The sequence below is a fragment of the Nesterenkonia pannonica genome (genome assembly GCF_019575955.1).
GTDB classification, from domain to species: domain Bacteria; phylum Actinomycetota; class Actinomycetes; order Actinomycetales; family Micrococcaceae; genus Nesterenkonia; species Nesterenkonia pannonica.
This window is the reverse complement of sequence record NZ_CP080575.1, coordinates 2,444,533-2,461,021: the sequence shown is the minus strand read 5'-3', so window position 1 is coordinate 2,461,021 and position 16,489 is coordinate 2,444,533. Positions and strand designations below refer to the sequence as shown.

Sequence of the window (16,489 nt, the reverse complement as noted above, 5' to 3'; positions counted from 1 at the left end):
AGCGTGTGCCAAGCTGAGCCTATGAGTGCGATTGAGAACTCGACCCTGGCGATCGTCGGGTAAGCAGCGTCAGGACCGCCACGGCCTATGCCGCCATGATCCGAGGTGCCGCCCGTCATGTGCGGCTCTACGACATCGACGCGGCCAAGGTGGAGGCTGAGGTGCTGGACCTGGCTCACGGCAGCCAGTTCACCGGCGCCACCGACATCGCCGGAGGGGCTGACCTGGCCCACATCGAGGAGCCGACATCGTAGTCGTGACCGCAGGCGCGAAGCAGCACGCCTAAGCCAGACCCGGCTGGACCTGGCGGGCACGAATGTGGAGATTCTGCGGCAGATGATGCCGCAGCTGCTGGAGCGGGCCCCGGATGCGATCTACCTGCTCGTGACCAATCCCTGTGATGTGCTCACCGTGGCAGCTCAGTCTCTGTCCGGACTGCCTCCCAGAGGGTCTTCTCCTCCGGAACGGTCCTCGATACGGCACGTCTGCGATGGAAGCTGGCGCAGAGGGCAGGAGTCGCGCAGTCCAGCGTGCACGCGCACATCGTCGGCGAGCATGGGGACACGGAGTTTCCCCTCTGGTCAGCGGCGAGCATCGGGGCCACCCCGCTGCTGGACTGGGAGCGTGACGGTGCGCCCGTGTTCAGCCGCGACGAGCTCGATGGGCTCACCGACCAGGTGCGCAGCGCCGCCTACCAGGTGATCGTAAACAAGGGCGCGACGAACTACGCGATCGGGCTCTCCGCCGTGCGGATCGTGGAGGCCATCCTCCAGGACCAGCATGCGATCCTGCCGGTCAGCAGCGTGCTCGACGGGTTCCTGGGCATTGAAGGCACAGCCCTGTCGATACCCTCCGTGGTGTCCGCCGGGGCGCAGAGCCGGTCCGCAGCACCCCGTTCTCCTCGGAGGAGGCGGAGCAGCTGCAGGCCTCCGCTGCGGCGCTGAAGTCAGTGCAGGCGTCCCTGGGCGTCTGAGACGGCTCAGGGCTCCTGGCGCACGGCCTCCGTGGCCTGCTGAAGAGTGTCGAAGTGCTGGGGAGCACGCTGCTCCACGCGTCCTTCAGCTCGTCGAGGGCGATGCCGAAGCTGCCGCCTTCGAAGGGCCCGGAGATCTCCAGGCCGCCTGACTCCGCATCGACCACTCCCATGCGCAGCGCGGGAACCCGCGGGCGCTGGTCATATCGGTGAAGCGCAGCTCCTCCGAGCGCGGCAGGGCGACGAGCGCACGGCCCTGCGATTCGCTGAACAGCGCCGTGAAGGCGTCTACGCCGTCGCGTTCGCAGAGGTCGTCGATGGCCACTCGGGCGCCGACGCCGAAGCGCAGGCTCATCTCCGCAAGCGCGGCCGCCAAGCCTCCTTCGGAGAGGTCGTGGGCCGCGTCGACCATGCCGTCGCGGGACGCGTTGATGAGGAGCTCGCCCAGGGTCTTCTCCGCTGCGAGGTCCACCCGCGGGGAGTGCCGCCCAGGTGTCCGCGCATCCGTGCGAACTCTGAGCCGTCGAGCTCGTCCCGGGTCACGCCCAGCAGGTAGACGGCCTGGCCGTCGGCCCAGCGTTGGTGCCCTGAGGGGTGCGACGGCTGACGTCGTCGAACCTGCCCATCACGCCCACCACGGGAGTCGGGTGAATGGCACGCCCTGCGGTCTGGTTGTACAGGCTGACGTTTCCTCCGGTGACAGGGATGCCCAGCTCCATGCAGCCGTCCGCCAGGCCGCGGACAGCTTCGGCGAACTGCCACATGATCGCCGGGTCCTCCGGGAGCCGAAGTTCAGGCAGTCCGAGACGGCCATCGGCACGGCCCCGATGTGGCCACGTTCCGGTAGGCCTCGGCCAAGGCGGCGCGCGCACCCTCGTAGGGGTCCAGGTAGGCGTAGCGGCCGTTGCAGTCGGTGGCCAGGGCGACGCCCAGCCCCGTCTCATCATCGACGCGGATGACACCGGCGTCGTCGGGCTGCGAGTGCGGTGTTTCCGCGCACGAAGCGGTCGAACTGGTCGGTGATCCACGAGACGTCAGCCATGTTCGGCTGGGACATCAGCTCCACCACCGTCTCGCCCAGCTGCTCCGCGGAGGCGGGCAGGTCGGCGGAGGCCTCGGAGGACCGGAAGGTGTCGGCCTGCAGCTCGTCCTGCCGCACGGGACGGTGGTATGGCCGCTCGTAGACGGGTCCGTCGTGAGCCACCGTGCGGGGGTCCACGTCAACGATGGTCTCCCCGTTCCAGTCGATGACGAGCCGACCGGTGTCCGTGACTTCGCCCAGCCACGAGTACTCCACGCCCCAGGTGCCCAGGACCGACTCGAACGCTTCGGCGTTCTCGGGAGTGACGACGGCCATCATCCGCTCCTGGGACTCCGACATGAGGATCTCCCGGGCGTGAGCGTGGGGTCCCGCAGGAGCACGTTGGTGAGCTCCACGTGCATGCCGCCGTCGCCGTTGGAGGCCAGCTCGCTGGTGGCGCAGGAGATGCCTGCCGCGCCCAGATCCTGGATGCCTTCCACGAGCTCGCCCTTGAAGAGCTCAAGCAGCATTCGATGAGGACCTTCTCAGCGAAGGGTCGCCCACCTGCACAGCCGGGCGCTTGGAGGGCTTGGAGTCGTCGAAGGACTCGGAGGCGAGCACGGAGGCGCCGCCGATGCCGTCGCCGCCGGTGCGCGCGCCGAAGAGCACGACGCGGTTGCCGACGCCGGAAGCATTCGCCAGACGCAGGTCCTCGTGCCGCATGACGCCCACGGCCAAAGCGTTCACCAGCGGGTTCTGCTGGTAGATCTCGTCGAAGACGACCTCGCCGCCGATGTTGGGCAGGCCCAGCGAGTTGCCGTAGCCGCCGATCCCGGAGACCACGCCGGGCAGCACCCGCTGGGTGTCGGGGTGATCGATCGCTCCGAACCGGAGGGTCCATGACTCCTACGGGTCTGGCGCCCATGGAGATGATGTCGCGGACGATGCCGCCGATGCCGGTCGCGGCGCCCTGGTAGGGCTCCACGTAGCTGGGGTGGTTGTGCGACTCGATCTTGAAGGTCACGGCCCAGCCGTCGCCGAGGTCGGTGACAGCCGGCGTTCTCGCCGATGCCGACCATCAGGTCGCGCTTCATCTCCTCGGTGACCTTCTCGCCGAACTGGCGCAGGTGCACCTTGGACGACTTGTAGCTGCAGTGCTCCGACCACATGACGGAGTACATGGCCAGCTCTGCCGCGGTGGGGCGTAAGCCGAGGATGTCGACGATGCGTGTGTACTCGTTGTCCTTCAGGCCCAGATCGGCCCACGGGAGCTCGTCGTCCGGGGTGGATGCGGCGTGGTCGACCGTGTCGATGTTGAAGGTCTGCTCGCTCACGCTCTGCTCAGTCACTGGGATCCTCCTGCAAGGGACGAGAGCACGGAGGTGAACAGGGTCAGCCCGTCCGTTCCGCTGCGCATCCCTGTGGCGTCGTCGGGGCCGTAGCCTAAGCCTCAATGGCGTGCTCGGGGTGGGGCATCAGCCCCACCACATTTCCGGCTGCGTTGCTGATGCCCGCGATGTCGTTGCGCGAGCCGTTGGGGTTTCCGCCCACGTAGCGGAAGGTGACGAGCCCCTCGCCCTCGAGCCGCTCGAGCTCCTCGGATGAGGCGACGTACTGGCCGTCCTGGTTCTTCAGCGGGATCGCGATGATCTCATCCTGGGTGAACTGGCTGGTCCACGCCGTCCGGGTGCTCTCCACGCGCAGGGCCTGCTCGGAGCAGATGAACTTCAGGTGGTCGTTCTTGATCATGGATCCCGGCAGCAGGTGCGCCTCGGTGAGGATCTGGAACCCGTTGCAGATGCCGAGCACCGGGAGGGGGCAGAGGACGTCGAGGCAGCGCCCGCCTCCTTCACCAGGGTCTCCATGACGGGTGCGAAGCGGGCGATGGCTCCGGCGCGCAGGTAGTCGCCGTAGGAGAACCCTCCGGGCAGGACGACCGCGTCCACGCCGTGCAGGGACTGGTCCGCGTGCCACAGCGGGACCGCACTGCCGCCTCCCAGGCGGACGGCGCGAGCGGCATCTCCGTCGTCCAGGGTGCCGGGGAACGTGACGACCCCGATGCGGGCTCCGTCCAGCGCCTCCGCAGGCTGGGCGCTGACGCTGCCGATCAGCGGGGCGGCCGAGCTCAAGAGGCATCCTCCTCGACCTGCACGGAGACGACGTCTTCGATGACCGGGTTCGACAGCATGTCTGCTGCGGCGCTTCGGGCTGACTCGAGGATCTCTTCGGTCACCTCGCCCTCCACCGTCAGTTCGAACCGCTTTCCCTGGCGCACCGAGCTGAAGCTGGTGAAGCCCAGGTGGGGCATGGCGCTGACGATGGCTTTGCCCTGCGGATCCAGGATCTCAGGCTTGGGCATGACCTCGACGACGATTCTCGGCACTGGTGTCTCCTGCGGTAGCTCAAGGATTACCGCACAAGTCTAGCGGTGATCCAGGCTCGCTTCGGGAGTCGCGGAGACCCGACGGTCCAGCAGCGCCGCCATCTGGTCCTGAGTGTGCCTGCCGTTGAAGATCTCGGTGCCGTTCTCGAAGGCTCTGCCGGCTGCCAGCGGTCCAGCGTCGATGGCGTCGTAGCCGAGCGAGTCGATGAACTCGGTGACCAGGCTCTTGGCCTGGTGGTCGTCGCCCGCGAGGGCCAGGGCCCTGCGGTTCGGGTCCCCTGCGGCGTGGGAGTCGACTTCGAGGTCCCCGTATCCGATGTGATTGAGCGTCTTGACCAGGCGAACGTCCCCGAGGAACTCGGCGATGACCTCAGAGGTCGATGTCTCTCCTCGAACTCGTCCATCACCCCGTCCACCGGCGCCCAGTAGTTCATGGTGTCGATGACGATGTGGCCCTGGAGCACGTCGGCGGCGATGCTGCGGTACTTGTGCAGCGGCACGGCGGCAACGATGATGTCGGACCCGCGCAGCGCCTCTCTGTCGACGGCCTGGGCGCCGGGGACGATGACCTCGGTCAGCAGCCGGATCTCGTCCGCAGGCTTGGATGTTGCGATCCTCACGCTGTGGCCGCCTCGAATGGCCTGCCGCGCCACCGCGGTGCCGACGCGCCCTGCGCCCAGGATGCCGATGCTCAGTCCTTCTCCCATGTGATCCCCTCGACGGTGATTATTCAAAATTTGAAATGGTCTGTCGCAGCACAACGCGGAGGCGACGCATCCTGTTCCCGCAAGCGGTCGATGGGCAGAAGAATACGCGTCGAGGAGGATTCAGGCACTGCTCAGGGCGGAGGCGGCGGCTGACAGGAGGCTGAGCGGCAGCTAAGATGGAGCTGAATCGCATCGCGCTGAGCACGAAGGGCCGGGAGGACATCCTCCCGGCCCTTCGTCGTCGTGAGCTGAGGGTCTCAGCGCCCGGTGCCGGCGTAGACGGTCGCTTCCTCATCGGAGTCGAGCCCGAAGGCGGTGTGGATCGCGGCGACCGCCTTGTCGAGCAGCTCAATGTCGGTGATCACTGAGACGCGGATCTCTGAGGTAGAGATCAGGCCGATGTTGATGCCGGCATCGCGCAGCGCGGTGAAGAACCGCGCCGAGACGCCGGGGTGGTTGCGCATGCCGCCGCCCACCAGGGACACCTTGCCGACCTGCGGCACGAAGCTCAGCTCCTTGAAGCCGATGACGTCCTTGTGCTCCAGAAGGATCCGCTGAGCCTTGTCGCCGTCGGAGCCCGGGAGGGTGAAGGAGATGTTGGTGGTCTGCTGCTCCACCGAGACGTCCTGGACGATCATGTCGATGTTGATGCCCGCACCGGCGATGTGGTTGAAGATCTCGGCAGCCTTTCCGGGCACGTCCGGGACGCCGGTGATGGTGAGCTTGCCTTCGGTTGCGTCGTGGGAGACGCCGGTGATGATGGGCTGTTCCAAGGGATCGCCTTCCTTGAGGGTGACTTTGTCTTTCTCATCCGGGATGACCCAGGTGCCCTCCTTGTCGGAGAAGGAGGAGCGGACGTGCAGCTTCACGCCGAAGCGGCGTGCGTACTCGACGCTGCGCAGGTGAAGCACCTTGGTCCCGGCCGCGGCCATTTCGAGCATGTCCTCGCTGGTGACCACATCGAGCTTGCGGGCGGACTTCACCACTCGCGGGTCGGCGGTGAAGACGCCGTCGACGTCCGAGTAGATCTCGCACACGTCGGCGTCCAGGGCTGCCGCAAGAGCCACCGCTGTGGTGTCGGAGCCGCCGCGTCCCATGGTGGTGATGTCCTTGGACTCGCGGGACATCCCTGAAAGCCCGCCACGATGCTGACGTGGCCGGAGTCCACAGACTCCTTGACGCGGGCGGGGAGACCTCGATGATCCTCGCCTTGCCATGGTGGGGCTCGGTGATCATTCCGGCCTGCGAGCCGGTGAAGGACTGCGCCGCTCGCCGAGCTCGTGGATGGCCATGGCGAGCAGCGCCATAGACATGCGCTCGCCCGAGGAGAGGAGGATGTCCATCTCACGCAGCGGAGGCTGTTCGGAGATGTCTGCGGCCAGGTCGAGCAGGTCGTCGGTGGTGTCGCCCATGGCTGACACCACCACCACGACGCGGTTGCCCGCGTTCTTGGTGTCTACGATCCGCCGGGCCACCCGCTTGATGGACTCGGCGTCCTGGACTGAGGAGCCGCCGTACTTCTGAACGATAAGACTCATGGAACCGCAGTGTACTGACTCTGCGGGAAAGCTGACTGGGAGCTGTGCGTCGTGACGCCGAACGTGATAATGGGCGTGCTCATCTGTCCCCGAGCACTGCGGAGAGGAACCGCTGAGTGCGCTCGTGCTCCGGGCTGGTGAAGATCTTCTCCGGGTGCCCCTCCTCCACGACGCGCCCTCCGTCGAACATCATCACTTTGTGGGAGACGTCGCGGGCGAAGCTCATCTCGTGGGTGACGATCAGCATGGTCACGTCCGTGGCGTCGGCGACGCCGCGAAGGATGTTGAGCACATCGCCGACCACTTCGGGGTCCAGGGCGGAGGTGACCTCGTCCAGCAGGAGGATCTCCGGGTCCATTGCCAGGGCCCGTGCAATGGCCACGCGCTGCTGCTGCCCTCCGGAGAGCGAGGTGGGGTGGGCGTCGGCCTTGTCGGGCAGTCCGACCTGCTCGAGCAGGCTGTGGGCCTTCTCCGTGGCTTCCTTCTTGGAGCGGCCGAGGACGTGGACCGGCGCCTCAATGATGTTCTCCATCACCGTCATGTTCGGGAACAGGTTGAACTGCTGGAACACCATGCCGATGCGGGTGCGGAGCCTCTTCTGCTGCTTCTTCGTCACCGGCACCCGCTTGCCGCCGCGGCTCTCGTGGGTGAGCGGATCGCCGTCGATGTAGATGTAGCCGCCGGTGAGCTCCTCCAGCGTCATCACCAGACGCAGAATGGTGGTCTTGCCGGAGCCGGAGGGACCGATGAGGGTCACCCGCTCCCCGCGGGCCACCGAGAAGTTCAGGTCCTTGAGGACGATGTTGTCGCCGAATCGCTTCTCGACGTCTACGAACTCGATCACCGGATTCGTGCTGAGGCTCCCGGAGTGGGGATGGGGTCTCAGTGGGCGTAGGCAAGACGCTTCTCCAATCGGTTGACCAGGACGGCGGTCGGATAGCTGGCGGCCAGGAAGATGATCCCGGCAATGGTGATCACTTCGGTGTAGCGGAAAGTCTGGGCGCCGATCGTCTGTGCCACCCGCACCATTTCCATGACCTGGATGGCGAAGAGGAACGGTGTGTCCTTGAACATCGAGATCGCATAGTTGCCCAAGGAGGAACAGTGGAGCGCAGCGCCTGCAGGATGACCACCCTGCGCCAGGTCCGCGCTGCCGACATCGACAGGGCCGTCGTGGCTTCCCACTGACCCTTGGGAACGGATTCGATCCCGGCGCGGTACACCTCGGACATATAGGTCGCGTAGTGGACGCCGAAGACGATGATTCCCATCGTCATAGGCTCGAGCCACTGGAAGGTGCTCCAGAAGACGAAGATCAGCTGTACGACGATCGGGGTCATGCGGATGAAATTGGCGACCCATCGCACGATCCAGGCCAGGGGCCGCGGAAGGACCATGAGCAGGATCGCGATGATGAGGCCGAGCACCGCTGCGATGACCGTGCTGACCACCGTCACGACGAGCGTCACCTGGAGGAAAGCCATGAGCATGTCTGGCAGAACCTCCCAGGCGAACTCAGGGTCGAAGATCGGGCCTGATTCGTCGATGAGGAGGGTCGCTGACTTCTTCTGCCTGCAGGCTTGTTTGATGGGGGTTCATGATGCTCCTCCCGCGGCAGGCTGCTTCGGCGAAGCCGACGCTTCGTACGGTGCCGTCTTGGGCTTCGGCGAGAGAATCTCACGCAGTGACGGTCCGCGCCCCAGCCTGTGCTTCGCGCGGGCCTCCAGCATCTGCATGAAAAGGGTGAGGACGAGGGCCAGGATGAAGTAGACCACCAGGCCGATGAACGCGTGGGAGAACCAAATATCGGTGGGGCGACGGAGATTGTTGAGCTCAGCGGTGAAATCATTGACGCCTGGCACCAGGTACACGATCGCACTGCCCTTCAGCAGATGGACCCATAAGTTGGTCAGGGACGGCAGCATCAGTGCCCACGCCTGCGGGAAGATGATGCGGCGCATCTTGTGGGGCCAGGACATCGACAGTGCCGTGGTGGCCTCCCACTGGGCCTTGGGCACTGTGGTCAGAGATGCGCGCACTGCCTCGGCGGCGTAGGCGCCGTAATTGATTCCCAGCGCCGCCACGCCCAGGGCGAAGGTATGCTCCTGCGGCGCGGGCAGAGGGACGTCGTAGTGCATCCAGAACAGGGGCAGGACGAACATCAGCCAGAAGAGAAGGACCAGCAGCGAGATGCCTCGGAAGAATTCGATGAGCACTCGGGCTGGCAGACGCAGCCAGATGCTCAGGCTCCCAGCGGCCAGGCCCAGAACCAGCGACACCACCAAGGCCGCCGCGCCGCCGAGCAGCGTCAATTGGACCGTAGTCCAGATTCCCTCAAGGAGGCGCTCGGACCAGTTGCCTACGACTTGGAAGTACTGAGGCCAGTCCTCGAAGAAGTCCACTAGTGCCCTCTCGGCTCAGGAGTCTGTTGACGGGTTCTGCGGCCTAGGCCTCGAGCAGAGGGGCTTACCGCAGAACCAGGTTCAGCTGGTGAGCTGATCAGCTGTCGTCGCCGTACTGCTCCTCGATGGCGTCAGTGTCGCCTTCGCAGAACTCTTCTGTGGTCATCTCCGGATCGGGAGCTCCTGCTCGGTGAACCCGTATTCTTCGATGATCTCCAGGAACTCTCCGGAGTCCATGAGCTCCTCCAGGTGCTCGTTGTACTCCTCGAGCAGCTCGGTGTCGTCGGGGCGGAAGGTGTGGGCACCGGCCGAGACTTCGTAGGCGAACTCTTCTGTGACCTCGACGCCCTCCATGTCTTCGCTCATCGCATTCAGGAAGCTGCGGTGAGCACCATGACGTCTGAGGCCCCGCCGTCGACGAAGTCCACACCGTCCTCAGCTGAGCCGACGCCCTCGAACTCGACGCCCTCCTCTTCGAGCCAGCCGGATTCGATCCCGGCAGAGAGGGCGACGACGTCAAGGTCGCCGTCCGCCTGGGCTTCGGCGAGGTCCTCGAAGCTTTCCACGTCATGGGGTTGCCCTCTTCGACGAGGAAGGCGGTGGTGTACATAATCTCAGGCTCCGAGAACGCGGCCTCTTCGCAGCGTTCCGGGGTGATGGACATCCCCGCAGACACAACATCCCAGTTTCCGGCGGTCAGGCCTGGGATCAGGCTGTCCCAGTCGGTGTACTCCGCCTCAACCTCGTAGCCCATACGTTCGCCGAGGATCTCTTCGGCAATGGCCACAGTGGCGCCGGTGGGCTCGCCGCCCTCATCGAGCCAGGAATACGGCTCCTCGTAAGCGATGGCGATCGTCATCGCCTCGCCGTCACCACCGGCCTCGGCATCGTCCTCTGTCTCGTCTGTCTCAACGTCGGCGCCGTTGCCCTCGTCGACGTCTGTGTCATCGTCACCGTTGTCGCCGCATGCGGTCAGGACGAGGAGCGCCGCAGCGCTGAAGGCGGTGACGCGCAGCAGGGGTGTATTGGAGTCCATCGGTAGTACCTCAGTTCTCTTCTGTTGGTGCCGGTGCAAGTGTCCGTGCCGAGCGCGGCATCCGCGGCTCGGCTTGGGATGCAGATCACACTACGTCCAAAGAATGCGCGAAAAAACTGTGATGGCCTGGTGAGAGCCTCAGTTTGTGTTCGCCGTAACCTCTTGGAAAAAGAGGGAGAATATCGACGCTGATCTCCGCTGCCTTAGTCAGAAGCGCGATCCGCCGCAGAAGAAAATGAAGAAGCTTTTTCAGGCCGAATATGACAATTACATTTGAATTAATTCTTCTGAACGGCCCCGTGCGGGTGACGAACGGACGCTGGGACGGCCGCTCAGGTGACGCTTCGGCGGCCTTCGAAAGCCCGTCCCAGGGTGACGTCGTCGGCATATTCGAGATCCCCGCCGACCGGCAGCCCGGAGGCCAGACGGGTGATCCTGATGCCCACTGCCCCCAGCATGCGCACCACATAGGTGGCGGTGGCCTCACCCTCAAGGTTGGGGTCTGTGGCGATGATGACTTCCTGGACCCTCTCGTCCGACAGTCGAGTGAGAAGCTCGCGGATATGCAGCTGATCAGGGCCTACGCCGGCGATCGGGTTAATCGAGCCGCCGAGCACGTGATAGAGCCCTCGGAAGCTGCGGGTGCGCTCGATCGCCATGACGTCTTTGGACTCCTCGACCACGCAGAGCACGGAGCCGTCGCGCCGTTCGTCCTGGCAGATTCGGCATCTCGTCTCCTCGGAGACGTTGAAGCAGAACCTCGCAGAACTTGACCTTGTCCTTGACGGTGCTGATCGCGGCCGCCAGGCGCTTCATGTCCTCGGCGTCGGCCTCGAGAATGTGGAATGCCACCCGCTGGGCGGACTTGGGGCCGATGCCGGGCAGCTTACCGAGCTCATCGATCAGGTCCTGGACCGCGCCTTCATACACAGCTAGTCACCTTAGTGCCCCTCGGCGCCGAGGCGCCGCTCCTCGATGAGCGTGCCGCCGAGGAGCCGCTCGATGGCACGCCGGCCGAAGACGCCCGAATGCATGATCTCTTCATCATCCTCGCTGGGGACGTCCTCCTCAGGGTCCTCAGGACCGGCCCACCGTGACGCGTGCTGCGGCGACACAGGCCGGGAGGTCTGTGCGACCGGCTCGAGGGGAGGGTGCGGCCTCTGCCCAGTCCGGCGGGGTGCGGCGGGATCCTCAGGCTCCTCCGGATGGGGGCAGGGTAAGCGGCTCCGGGGCGGCGTATCGTCGACGTCCTCCAGTCCGTCCGTCCGCGGCTGGGAGGCCGGTGCGGCCTGGGATCGCCGGGCGAAGGCCGGTATCACGGGCTTCTCCGGAACGCGGGGTCGTGCGGCCTCCTGCGGCGCGTGCTCAGGCTGCGTCTGCCAGCTCTGGTCCTCGGGCCCCGGCTGCCAGGCATCATGGGGCGGTTCCTCATCAGGCGCCGGCTCCTGGGGCGGAGCCCACTGCGGGGACTCATCAGAGGGTGCAGGGCTGGGCGGATGCGTCGCGCTGGAAGCGGGAGCGTGATCGTCGTCGCTGGCCTGCGGTGCGGGATCGGTAGGCTGCTGAGGGCGCGCCCTCAGCTTTTGGGGCGTCCCACCGCCTGTGGCGAGATCCAGCGTGACCTGCATGCCCAGGACCTGATGGATGGCCTCGGTGAGTGTGTCCTTGCCGCCTCGGTTGGCGAACGTATTGCGGGCTCCGTCGTTGGCGAAGCTGAGCGTGAGGGTCTGGCCGTCGAATCCGCCGACGGTCACATTGCCCTTGACCAGCATCCACAGCATCCGGGATCTCGACTTCATGGCCTCGACGATGTCCGGCCAGGCGCGCTGCATCATCTGGCTGGAATTCGTCCCCGACTGGCTCTCGGGGCGGGACGGGGTCTGCTCCGGGGCGGAGGCCGGAGCGGGTGTCGGGGGCGCAGGTGCCGCAGGCTCCGGTGAGGGTGCCGACGCAAGCGGACCGGGCTGCGCTGGCCCGGACTGTGCTCGCTCGGGCTTCTCAGGGGCGGGCTCAGGCTGCGCTGAGGCGGGCTCCGGTTCGGAGGAGCGCCCCACGTGACGCCGGGCGCGGCCCAGCCGTCGTCTGCGCGCGGGGTCGGTGCGGGTGCCACTCTGCGGGGCGGACGGCGCCTACTCGGGGAGTCTGCGATTCGACGGCCGCAGTAAGCGACGCCTCGGCGTCTGCGGGCGGCGCTTCGGTAAGCGGCGTGGAGCCTGCCCCCGAGGTGAAGTCCATGCGGCGCTCCAGGCGCTCCAGCCGTGCTGCCAGGGAGGCATGGCCGGACTCGGCGTGAGGAAGGAGCAGCCGAGCCATCAGCAGCTCCAGGTGCAGGCGCGGAGACGTGGCGCCCACCATCTCCGTCAGGGCCGCGGCAGTGGTGTCGGCGGCCCGTGAGAGCTCACCGGGTCCGACCTTCGCCGCCTGTGCCACCATCACACGAATCTGATCCTCCGGTGTGCCCCGAAGGATCGCCCCGGGGCTCTCCGGCATGGACTTCACCACGATGAGATCGCGGATGCGCTCCAGGAGGTCTTCGACGAACCGTCGAGGGTCCTGCCCGGACTGCACCACCTGGTCCACGACCTCGAAGGCGCGGGCGCCGTTGAGATCGGCCACGGAGTCGATCACCTGGTCCAGCAGCGCAGCATGGGTGAAGCCCAGCAGTGCGGCGGCCCGGTCGTAGGCGATGCCCTCTGGGCCGGAGTTACGATGAGCTGGTCCAGGACGGACAGGGTGTCCCGCACTGAGCCGCCTCCAGCGCGCAGCACCAGCTGCAGCACACCCGGCGCTGCGGCGACGCCCTCCGAGGAGCACAGGCGCTCCAGGTAGGTCAGCAGCGGCTCCGGCGGGACGAGGCGGAAAGGGTAGTGGTGGGTGCGCGAACGGATCGTGCCGATGACCTTGTCAGGCTCGGTGGTCGCGAAGATGAACTTGATGTGCTCGGGAGGCTCTTCGACGATCTTCAGCAGCGCGTTGAACCCTGCTGCGGTGACCATGTGCGCCTCGTCGATGATGAAGATCTTGTAGCGGTCGCGCACCGGGGCGAAGGTGGCCCGCTCGCGCAGGTCCCGGGCGTCGTCGACGCCGCCGTGCGAGGCCGCGTCGATCTCGATGACGTCGAGGGCCCCTGCACCGCCGGTGGCCAGCTCGCGGCACGAGTCGCATTCGCCGCACGGTGTCCCGGTGGGGCCCTGGGCGCAGTTCAGGCACCGTGCCAGGATGCGGGCCGAGGTGGTCTTTCGCAGCCGCGCGGCCCTGAGAAGAGGTAGGCGTGAGAGACGGAGTCTTTGTCCAATGCGGTGACCAGCGGAGCGGTGACGTGCTCCTGCCCGATGACGTCGGCGAAGGTGTCGGGCCGGTAGCGGCGGTACAGGGCAGTGGTCACGACGAAGACCTTACCTGCGCGGGAACATATAGAGCCATCCCGTCCACGGGCGCAGCCGCGCTGCCAGCAGAGAGATTCCCAAGCCTGCCGCCGTGACCAGCCCGACGTGGGCGAAGGGCTCCAGATCAGAGGCGCTCAGCAGGCGGTGGGTGAGGACCACCGCAGGCATGTGCACCACGTAGATGACGATGGAGTTCCGCCCCGACCACTCCAGCAGCCTCAGCAGCGGCTGGGGAGGAGGCGATAGCGGTAGAGCCGGGGTGCGGCCCAGAGCAGCACGGCCAGGCCCAGGACGGCCGTGGCGGCCGAGTACAACGTGCCGAACCTCAGCTGCACCTCGGAGACCCCCAGATGGGAGAGTGCGGCCGCCGGTGCGGCGAGCAGGAGGATCACAGGCCACGGCGCCCGAGCCCATCTGATGACGAGATGAGTCAGGGCCGCGCCCAGGAAGAAGAAGGCTCCGTAGTAGAGGAATCGGTTGATGAGGGTGATGTCCCAGTCAGTGACGTGACGCAGCGTCAGCATCGTCACCCCCAGCATCGGCGCGCCGATGAGCAGCACGTGAGGGTGGGAGACGCCCCGCTTGAAGAGGAGGCCCACGGCGTAGCACATGGTCAGCACGCCCAAGAACCACAGGTAGCTGCCCCGGTGAGCCAGTAGTCGGGATTGCCGGGCCCCGCGTGGTGCACCAGGACCCCGTACCCGACCATCCACAGGGCCCAGGGCCACACGACTGCCGCGAGCTTCCCCGTCGCGTAGTGGGAGACGGGCTTGGACAGCGCCCGGGAAGCAGCATGCCGGAGAGCAGCATCAGCAGCGGCATGCGGAACGGTTCGAAGTACCGGTTGATGTGCGACCATTCCCGGCTCCCGCTGTCGTTGGACATCGGAATGTCTGCGGCGTGCAGGACGACCACCAGAAGGACGGCGAGCCCGCGCAGCATGTCCATCCAGCGCATCCGGGTGTCGGTGCCCTGAGCGGCCTGCGCGTCGGCTGCCGGACGCGTCATCGAGTGGGGAGCGTGGGCGCGGGGTCTCGGAGGCCCGCGCCGCGGAGCGTGCGGAGAGCCGTGCGCTGACGACCGCGGCGCGGGGAAGACGTAGAGCCACGGGGTCCACGGCCTGGCGGCGGCGATGAGCAGAGTGATGATGAGTCCGCCGACGGTGCATGCGGTCACGTAGGCGAGAGGGGAGGCGCCCAGCTCGCGCATGAGCCGGTGGATCAGAATGATGACGGGAAAGTGGGCCACGTAGATGACGATCGAATTCCGTCCGCACCACGTGAGGAAGTCAAGGATCGCGTCAGGCATCATCCGAAGGCGGCAGATGCGCGGGGCGGCCCACAGGGCAACGGCGATCCCGGCCAGGGCGGTGGGGGCAGCGTAGAGGGAGCCGAGTCTGAGGGTGCGGTCGTCGACGGCCAGGTGCGACATGATTCCCGCGTAGGCCGCCAGCACCATCACGACGGCGACGGGAGCCCCCACCCATCGCTGCACCAGGCGCGCGGCCGCCGCGCCGAGGAAGAAGAACGCCCCGTAGTACAGCGTGCGGTTGAGCAGGAGGAGATCGGTCAGCTCAGCATGCCGCACGACGAGCATGAGGCCCCGAGGAGGGCCGCGCAGGCAGGCAGCATCCATGCGGCGGATGCCGTGGTGCCTGGTCTCAGCGCCAGCGCGGCTGCGTAGCAGAGCATCAGGGCCATCAGGAACCAGAGGTAGTCGCCGTTCAGCCAGTAGCTGAGATCGCCGGGGCCCCGTGGTAGATCAGCACGCCGAAGCTGACCAGCCACAGCGCCAGGGGCCACACGATGGCCGCGAATTTGCCCCACAGGTAGTGGGATACGGGTTTCGACAGCGAGCGGGGCAGCAGCATGCCGGAGAGGAACATCAGCAGAGGCATCCGGAACGGCTCGAGGTACATGTTGAGCTCGGTCCAGGCCTCGATGCCTGCACCGTTGGCCCGCGGAATCCCCGCGGCATGGAGAACAACGACGAGCAGCACTGCGACGCCGCGCAGCGCATCCATCCAGTCCATCCGGGGCTTACGGCGCGTCCGTGCCTGCGCGCGCCGTCGCGGCGGAAGCTCCCTCTCGCATCAGGCCAAGCTTAGCGCGACCTGGAAGGAGCGCCTCACGGGAACATCGCCCGGACGATCGACCCGGCGGCGTCCCGCGACTGCCCCTCGGCGGGAAAGTGGTGCATCGAAATCATGGGAAACGGGTTCACCTCGAGGATCGCTTACTCCCCGTCGTCCTCGCCTCGGGAAGGAGCACGTCGAAGCTTACCACCCGCAGACCCGGTATGGCTCGTGCTGCTTTCTCGATGAACTCGCGCTCGCCGTCGTGGAGCTCATCGGTGGCGTCGATCGCGTCTCCGCCCGTGTGAAGGTTGCTCGTCCTGCGAAGATGAGCAGTCTGGCCCTCGGAGGGACTGATGCCGGACTGAGACCATCCTGCTGAAGATTCGCGCGGGCGGAGTCATCCGTCCTGAGGGGCTTGTGGATGAGGCCTCGGCGGCGGTTCTTCGCAGCGATCAGCTCCTCGACGGTGGATGCGCCGTCTCCGACCACGTGGGCGGGCACGCGGCGTGTCACGGCCACCAGCGAATTGTCGACCACCAGGGCGCGATGCTCGGTGCCGGGCAGGAAGTTCTCCACGAGAACCTCGCCGTACTGCTCGCCGACCGAGGTGAACGCCTCGATGAACCTCTCCCGCGTCTCTATCCCTATGTGGACACCGCGTCCCTGGGAGGCGTTGAAGGGCTTGACGACCAAGGGGAGGCGAAGCGGGCCCACGCCCACGCGCGCTCCGCATCCGAGGGGCTGAACACTGCGTTCTCGCTAAGCGTTGACGCCGGATGCGCGCAGAATGCGGCTGACCACCTCCTTCTGCGGAACGATCTGCCGGGCCAGCCGATGGTTGATGTTCGAGACGCCGTTGCGCCAGTGGAATGAGGCGCCCGCACCCTCCGAGATGACAGCTCTGCCCCGTGGTGATCCCGTCACCCTCAGCCCCCTGCTCAGGGCCTCATGGACGATGAGCGCGTT

The 16,489-nt window shown here is 66.4% G+C and carries 12 protein-coding genes and 7 pseudogenes; 1 reads left to right on the top strand and 18 read right to left on the bottom strand.

All coding sequences use genetic code 11. The features are described 5' to 3' along the window. Window positions 1-21 precede the first annotated feature (21 nt). Window positions 22-973 (top strand): annotated as a pseudogene (locus K0H76_RS17655) (L-lactate dehydrogenase). 134 nt (window positions 974-1,107) lie between these two features. Here the strand turns inward: K0H76_RS17655 and purL are convergent. From purL to K0H76_RS17565, 18 genes and pseudogenes are all read right to left on the bottom strand, one after another. After that, window positions 1,108-3,328: pseudogene (purL, locus tag K0H76_RS17650) on the bottom strand (phosphoribosylformylglycinamidine synthase subunit PurL); the annotation flags it as partial. 11 nt (window positions 3,329-3,339) lie between these two features. After that, window positions 3,340-4,102: pseudogene (gene purQ, locus K0H76_RS17645) on the bottom strand (phosphoribosylformylglycinamidine synthase subunit PurQ). Window positions 4,103-4,119: 17 nt separating this feature from the next. Beyond that, the gene (gene purS / locus K0H76_RS17640; protein WP_258933855.1) at window positions 4,120-4,377 is read right to left on the bottom strand and encodes a phosphoribosylformylglycinamidine synthase subunit PurS; all 258 of its coding nucleotides are present in this window, start codon (window positions 4,375-4,377) and stop codon (window positions 4,120-4,122) included. A 26-nt stretch (window positions 4,378-4,403) separates the two neighbouring features. Beyond that, window positions 4,404-5,084: an NAD(P)-binding domain-containing protein gene (locus K0H76_RS17635; RefSeq protein WP_258933854.1), complete on the bottom strand. Its 681-nt coding sequence runs from the start codon at window positions 5,082-5,084 to the stop codon at window positions 4,404-4,406. A 257-nt stretch (window positions 5,085-5,341) separates the two neighbouring features. After that, window positions 5,342-6,622 (bottom strand): annotated as a pseudogene (locus K0H76_RS17630) (aspartate kinase). A 79-nt stretch (window positions 6,623-6,701) separates the two neighbouring features. Continuing rightward, the gene (ehuA, locus tag K0H76_RS17625; protein WP_258933853.1) at window positions 6,702-7,466 is read right to left on the bottom strand and encodes an ectoine/hydroxyectoine ABC transporter ATP-binding protein EhuA; all 765 of its coding nucleotides are present in this window, start codon (window positions 7,464-7,466) and stop codon (window positions 6,702-6,704) included. Between the two features lie 38 nt (window positions 7,467-7,504). Beyond that, window positions 7,505-8,112: pseudogene (locus K0H76_RS17620) on the bottom strand (amino acid ABC transporter permease). Between the two features lie 105 nt (window positions 8,113-8,217). Next, a complete protein-coding gene (locus tag K0H76_RS17615; protein WP_258933852.1) occupies window positions 8,218-9,024 on the bottom strand; it encodes an amino acid ABC transporter permease in 807 nt (268 codons plus the stop codon). Between the two features lie 162 nt (window positions 9,025-9,186). Then, window positions 9,187-9,390, bottom strand: a complete 204-nt coding sequence (locus K0H76_RS17610) for a hypothetical protein (protein ID WP_258933851.1) — start codon at window positions 9,388-9,390, stop codon at window positions 9,187-9,189. A gap of 5 nt (window positions 9,391-9,395) precedes the next feature. Further along, window positions 9,396-9,590 carry a hypothetical protein gene (locus K0H76_RS17605; RefSeq protein WP_258933850.1) on the bottom strand — a complete coding sequence of 65 codons (195 nt, stop codon included), beginning with the start codon at window positions 9,588-9,590 and terminating at the stop codon, window positions 9,396-9,398. A gap of 802 nt (window positions 9,591-10,392) precedes the next feature. Continuing rightward, window positions 10,393-10,990 (bottom strand): annotated as a pseudogene (gene recR / locus K0H76_RS17600) (recombination mediator RecR). A gap of 11 nt (window positions 10,991-11,001) precedes the next feature. Then, a pseudogene (locus K0H76_RS17595) lies at window positions 11,002-13,394 on the bottom strand (DNA polymerase III subunit gamma and tau). A 61-nt stretch (window positions 13,395-13,455) separates the two neighbouring features. Continuing rightward, window positions 13,456-13,614, bottom strand: coding sequence for a hypothetical protein (locus K0H76_RS17590; protein ID WP_258933849.1), 159 nt, complete (start codon window positions 13,612-13,614; stop codon window positions 13,456-13,458). A 50-nt stretch (window positions 13,615-13,664) separates the two neighbouring features. After that, entirely contained in the window at window positions 13,665-13,985 is a 321-nt protein-coding gene (locus tag K0H76_RS17585) for a hypothetical protein (protein ID WP_258933848.1), read from the bottom strand. Next, on the bottom strand, window positions 13,945-15,081 hold the full coding sequence (locus tag K0H76_RS17580; RefSeq protein ID WP_258933847.1) for an acyltransferase: 1,137 nt from the start codon (window positions 15,079-15,081) through the stop codon (window positions 13,945-13,947). Before K0H76_RS17580 ends, K0H76_RS17585 begins: the two co-directional genes overlap by 41 nt. An 88-nt stretch (window positions 15,082-15,169) precedes the next feature. Then, entirely contained in the window at window positions 15,170-15,469 is a 300-nt protein-coding gene (locus K0H76_RS17575; RefSeq protein ID WP_258933846.1) for an acyltransferase family protein, read from the bottom strand. Window positions 15,470-15,724: 255 nt separating this feature from the next. Continuing rightward, window positions 15,725-16,243 carry a hypothetical protein gene (locus tag K0H76_RS17570; RefSeq protein ID WP_258933845.1) on the bottom strand — a complete coding sequence of 173 codons (519 nt, stop codon included), beginning with the start codon at window positions 16,241-16,243 and terminating at the stop codon, window positions 15,725-15,727. Between the two features lie 39 nt (window positions 16,244-16,282). Continuing rightward, a complete protein-coding gene (locus tag K0H76_RS17565) occupies window positions 16,283-16,447 on the bottom strand; it encodes a hypothetical protein (protein ID WP_258933844.1) in 165 nt (54 codons plus the stop codon). Window positions 16,448-16,489 lie beyond the last annotated feature (42 nt).

Coding starts and splice junctions, on each gene's coding strand:
- K0H76_RS17590 (WP_258933849.1), bottom strand. CDS start 13,614: ATGCCTGCGGTGGTCCTCACCCACCGCCTGCTGAGCGCCTCTGATCTG.
- K0H76_RS17585 (WP_258933848.1), bottom strand. CDS start 13,985: ATGCTGGGGGTGACGATGCTGACGCTGCGTCACGTCACTGACTGGGAC.
- K0H76_RS17610 (WP_258933851.1), bottom strand. CDS start 9,390: ATGAGCGAAGACATGGAGGGCGTCGAGGTCACAGAAGAGTTCGCCTAC.
- K0H76_RS17575 (WP_258933846.1), bottom strand. CDS start 15,469: ATGGATGCGCTGCGCGGCGTCGCAGTGCTGCTCGTCGTTGTTCTCCAT.
- K0H76_RS17580 (WP_258933847.1), bottom strand. CDS start 15,081: ATGGATGCTGCCTGCCTGCGCGGCCCTCCTCGGGGCCTCATGCTCGTC.
- K0H76_RS17635 (WP_258933854.1), bottom strand. CDS start 5,084: ATGGGAGAAGGACTGAGCATCGGCATCCTGGGCGCAGGGCGCGTCGGC.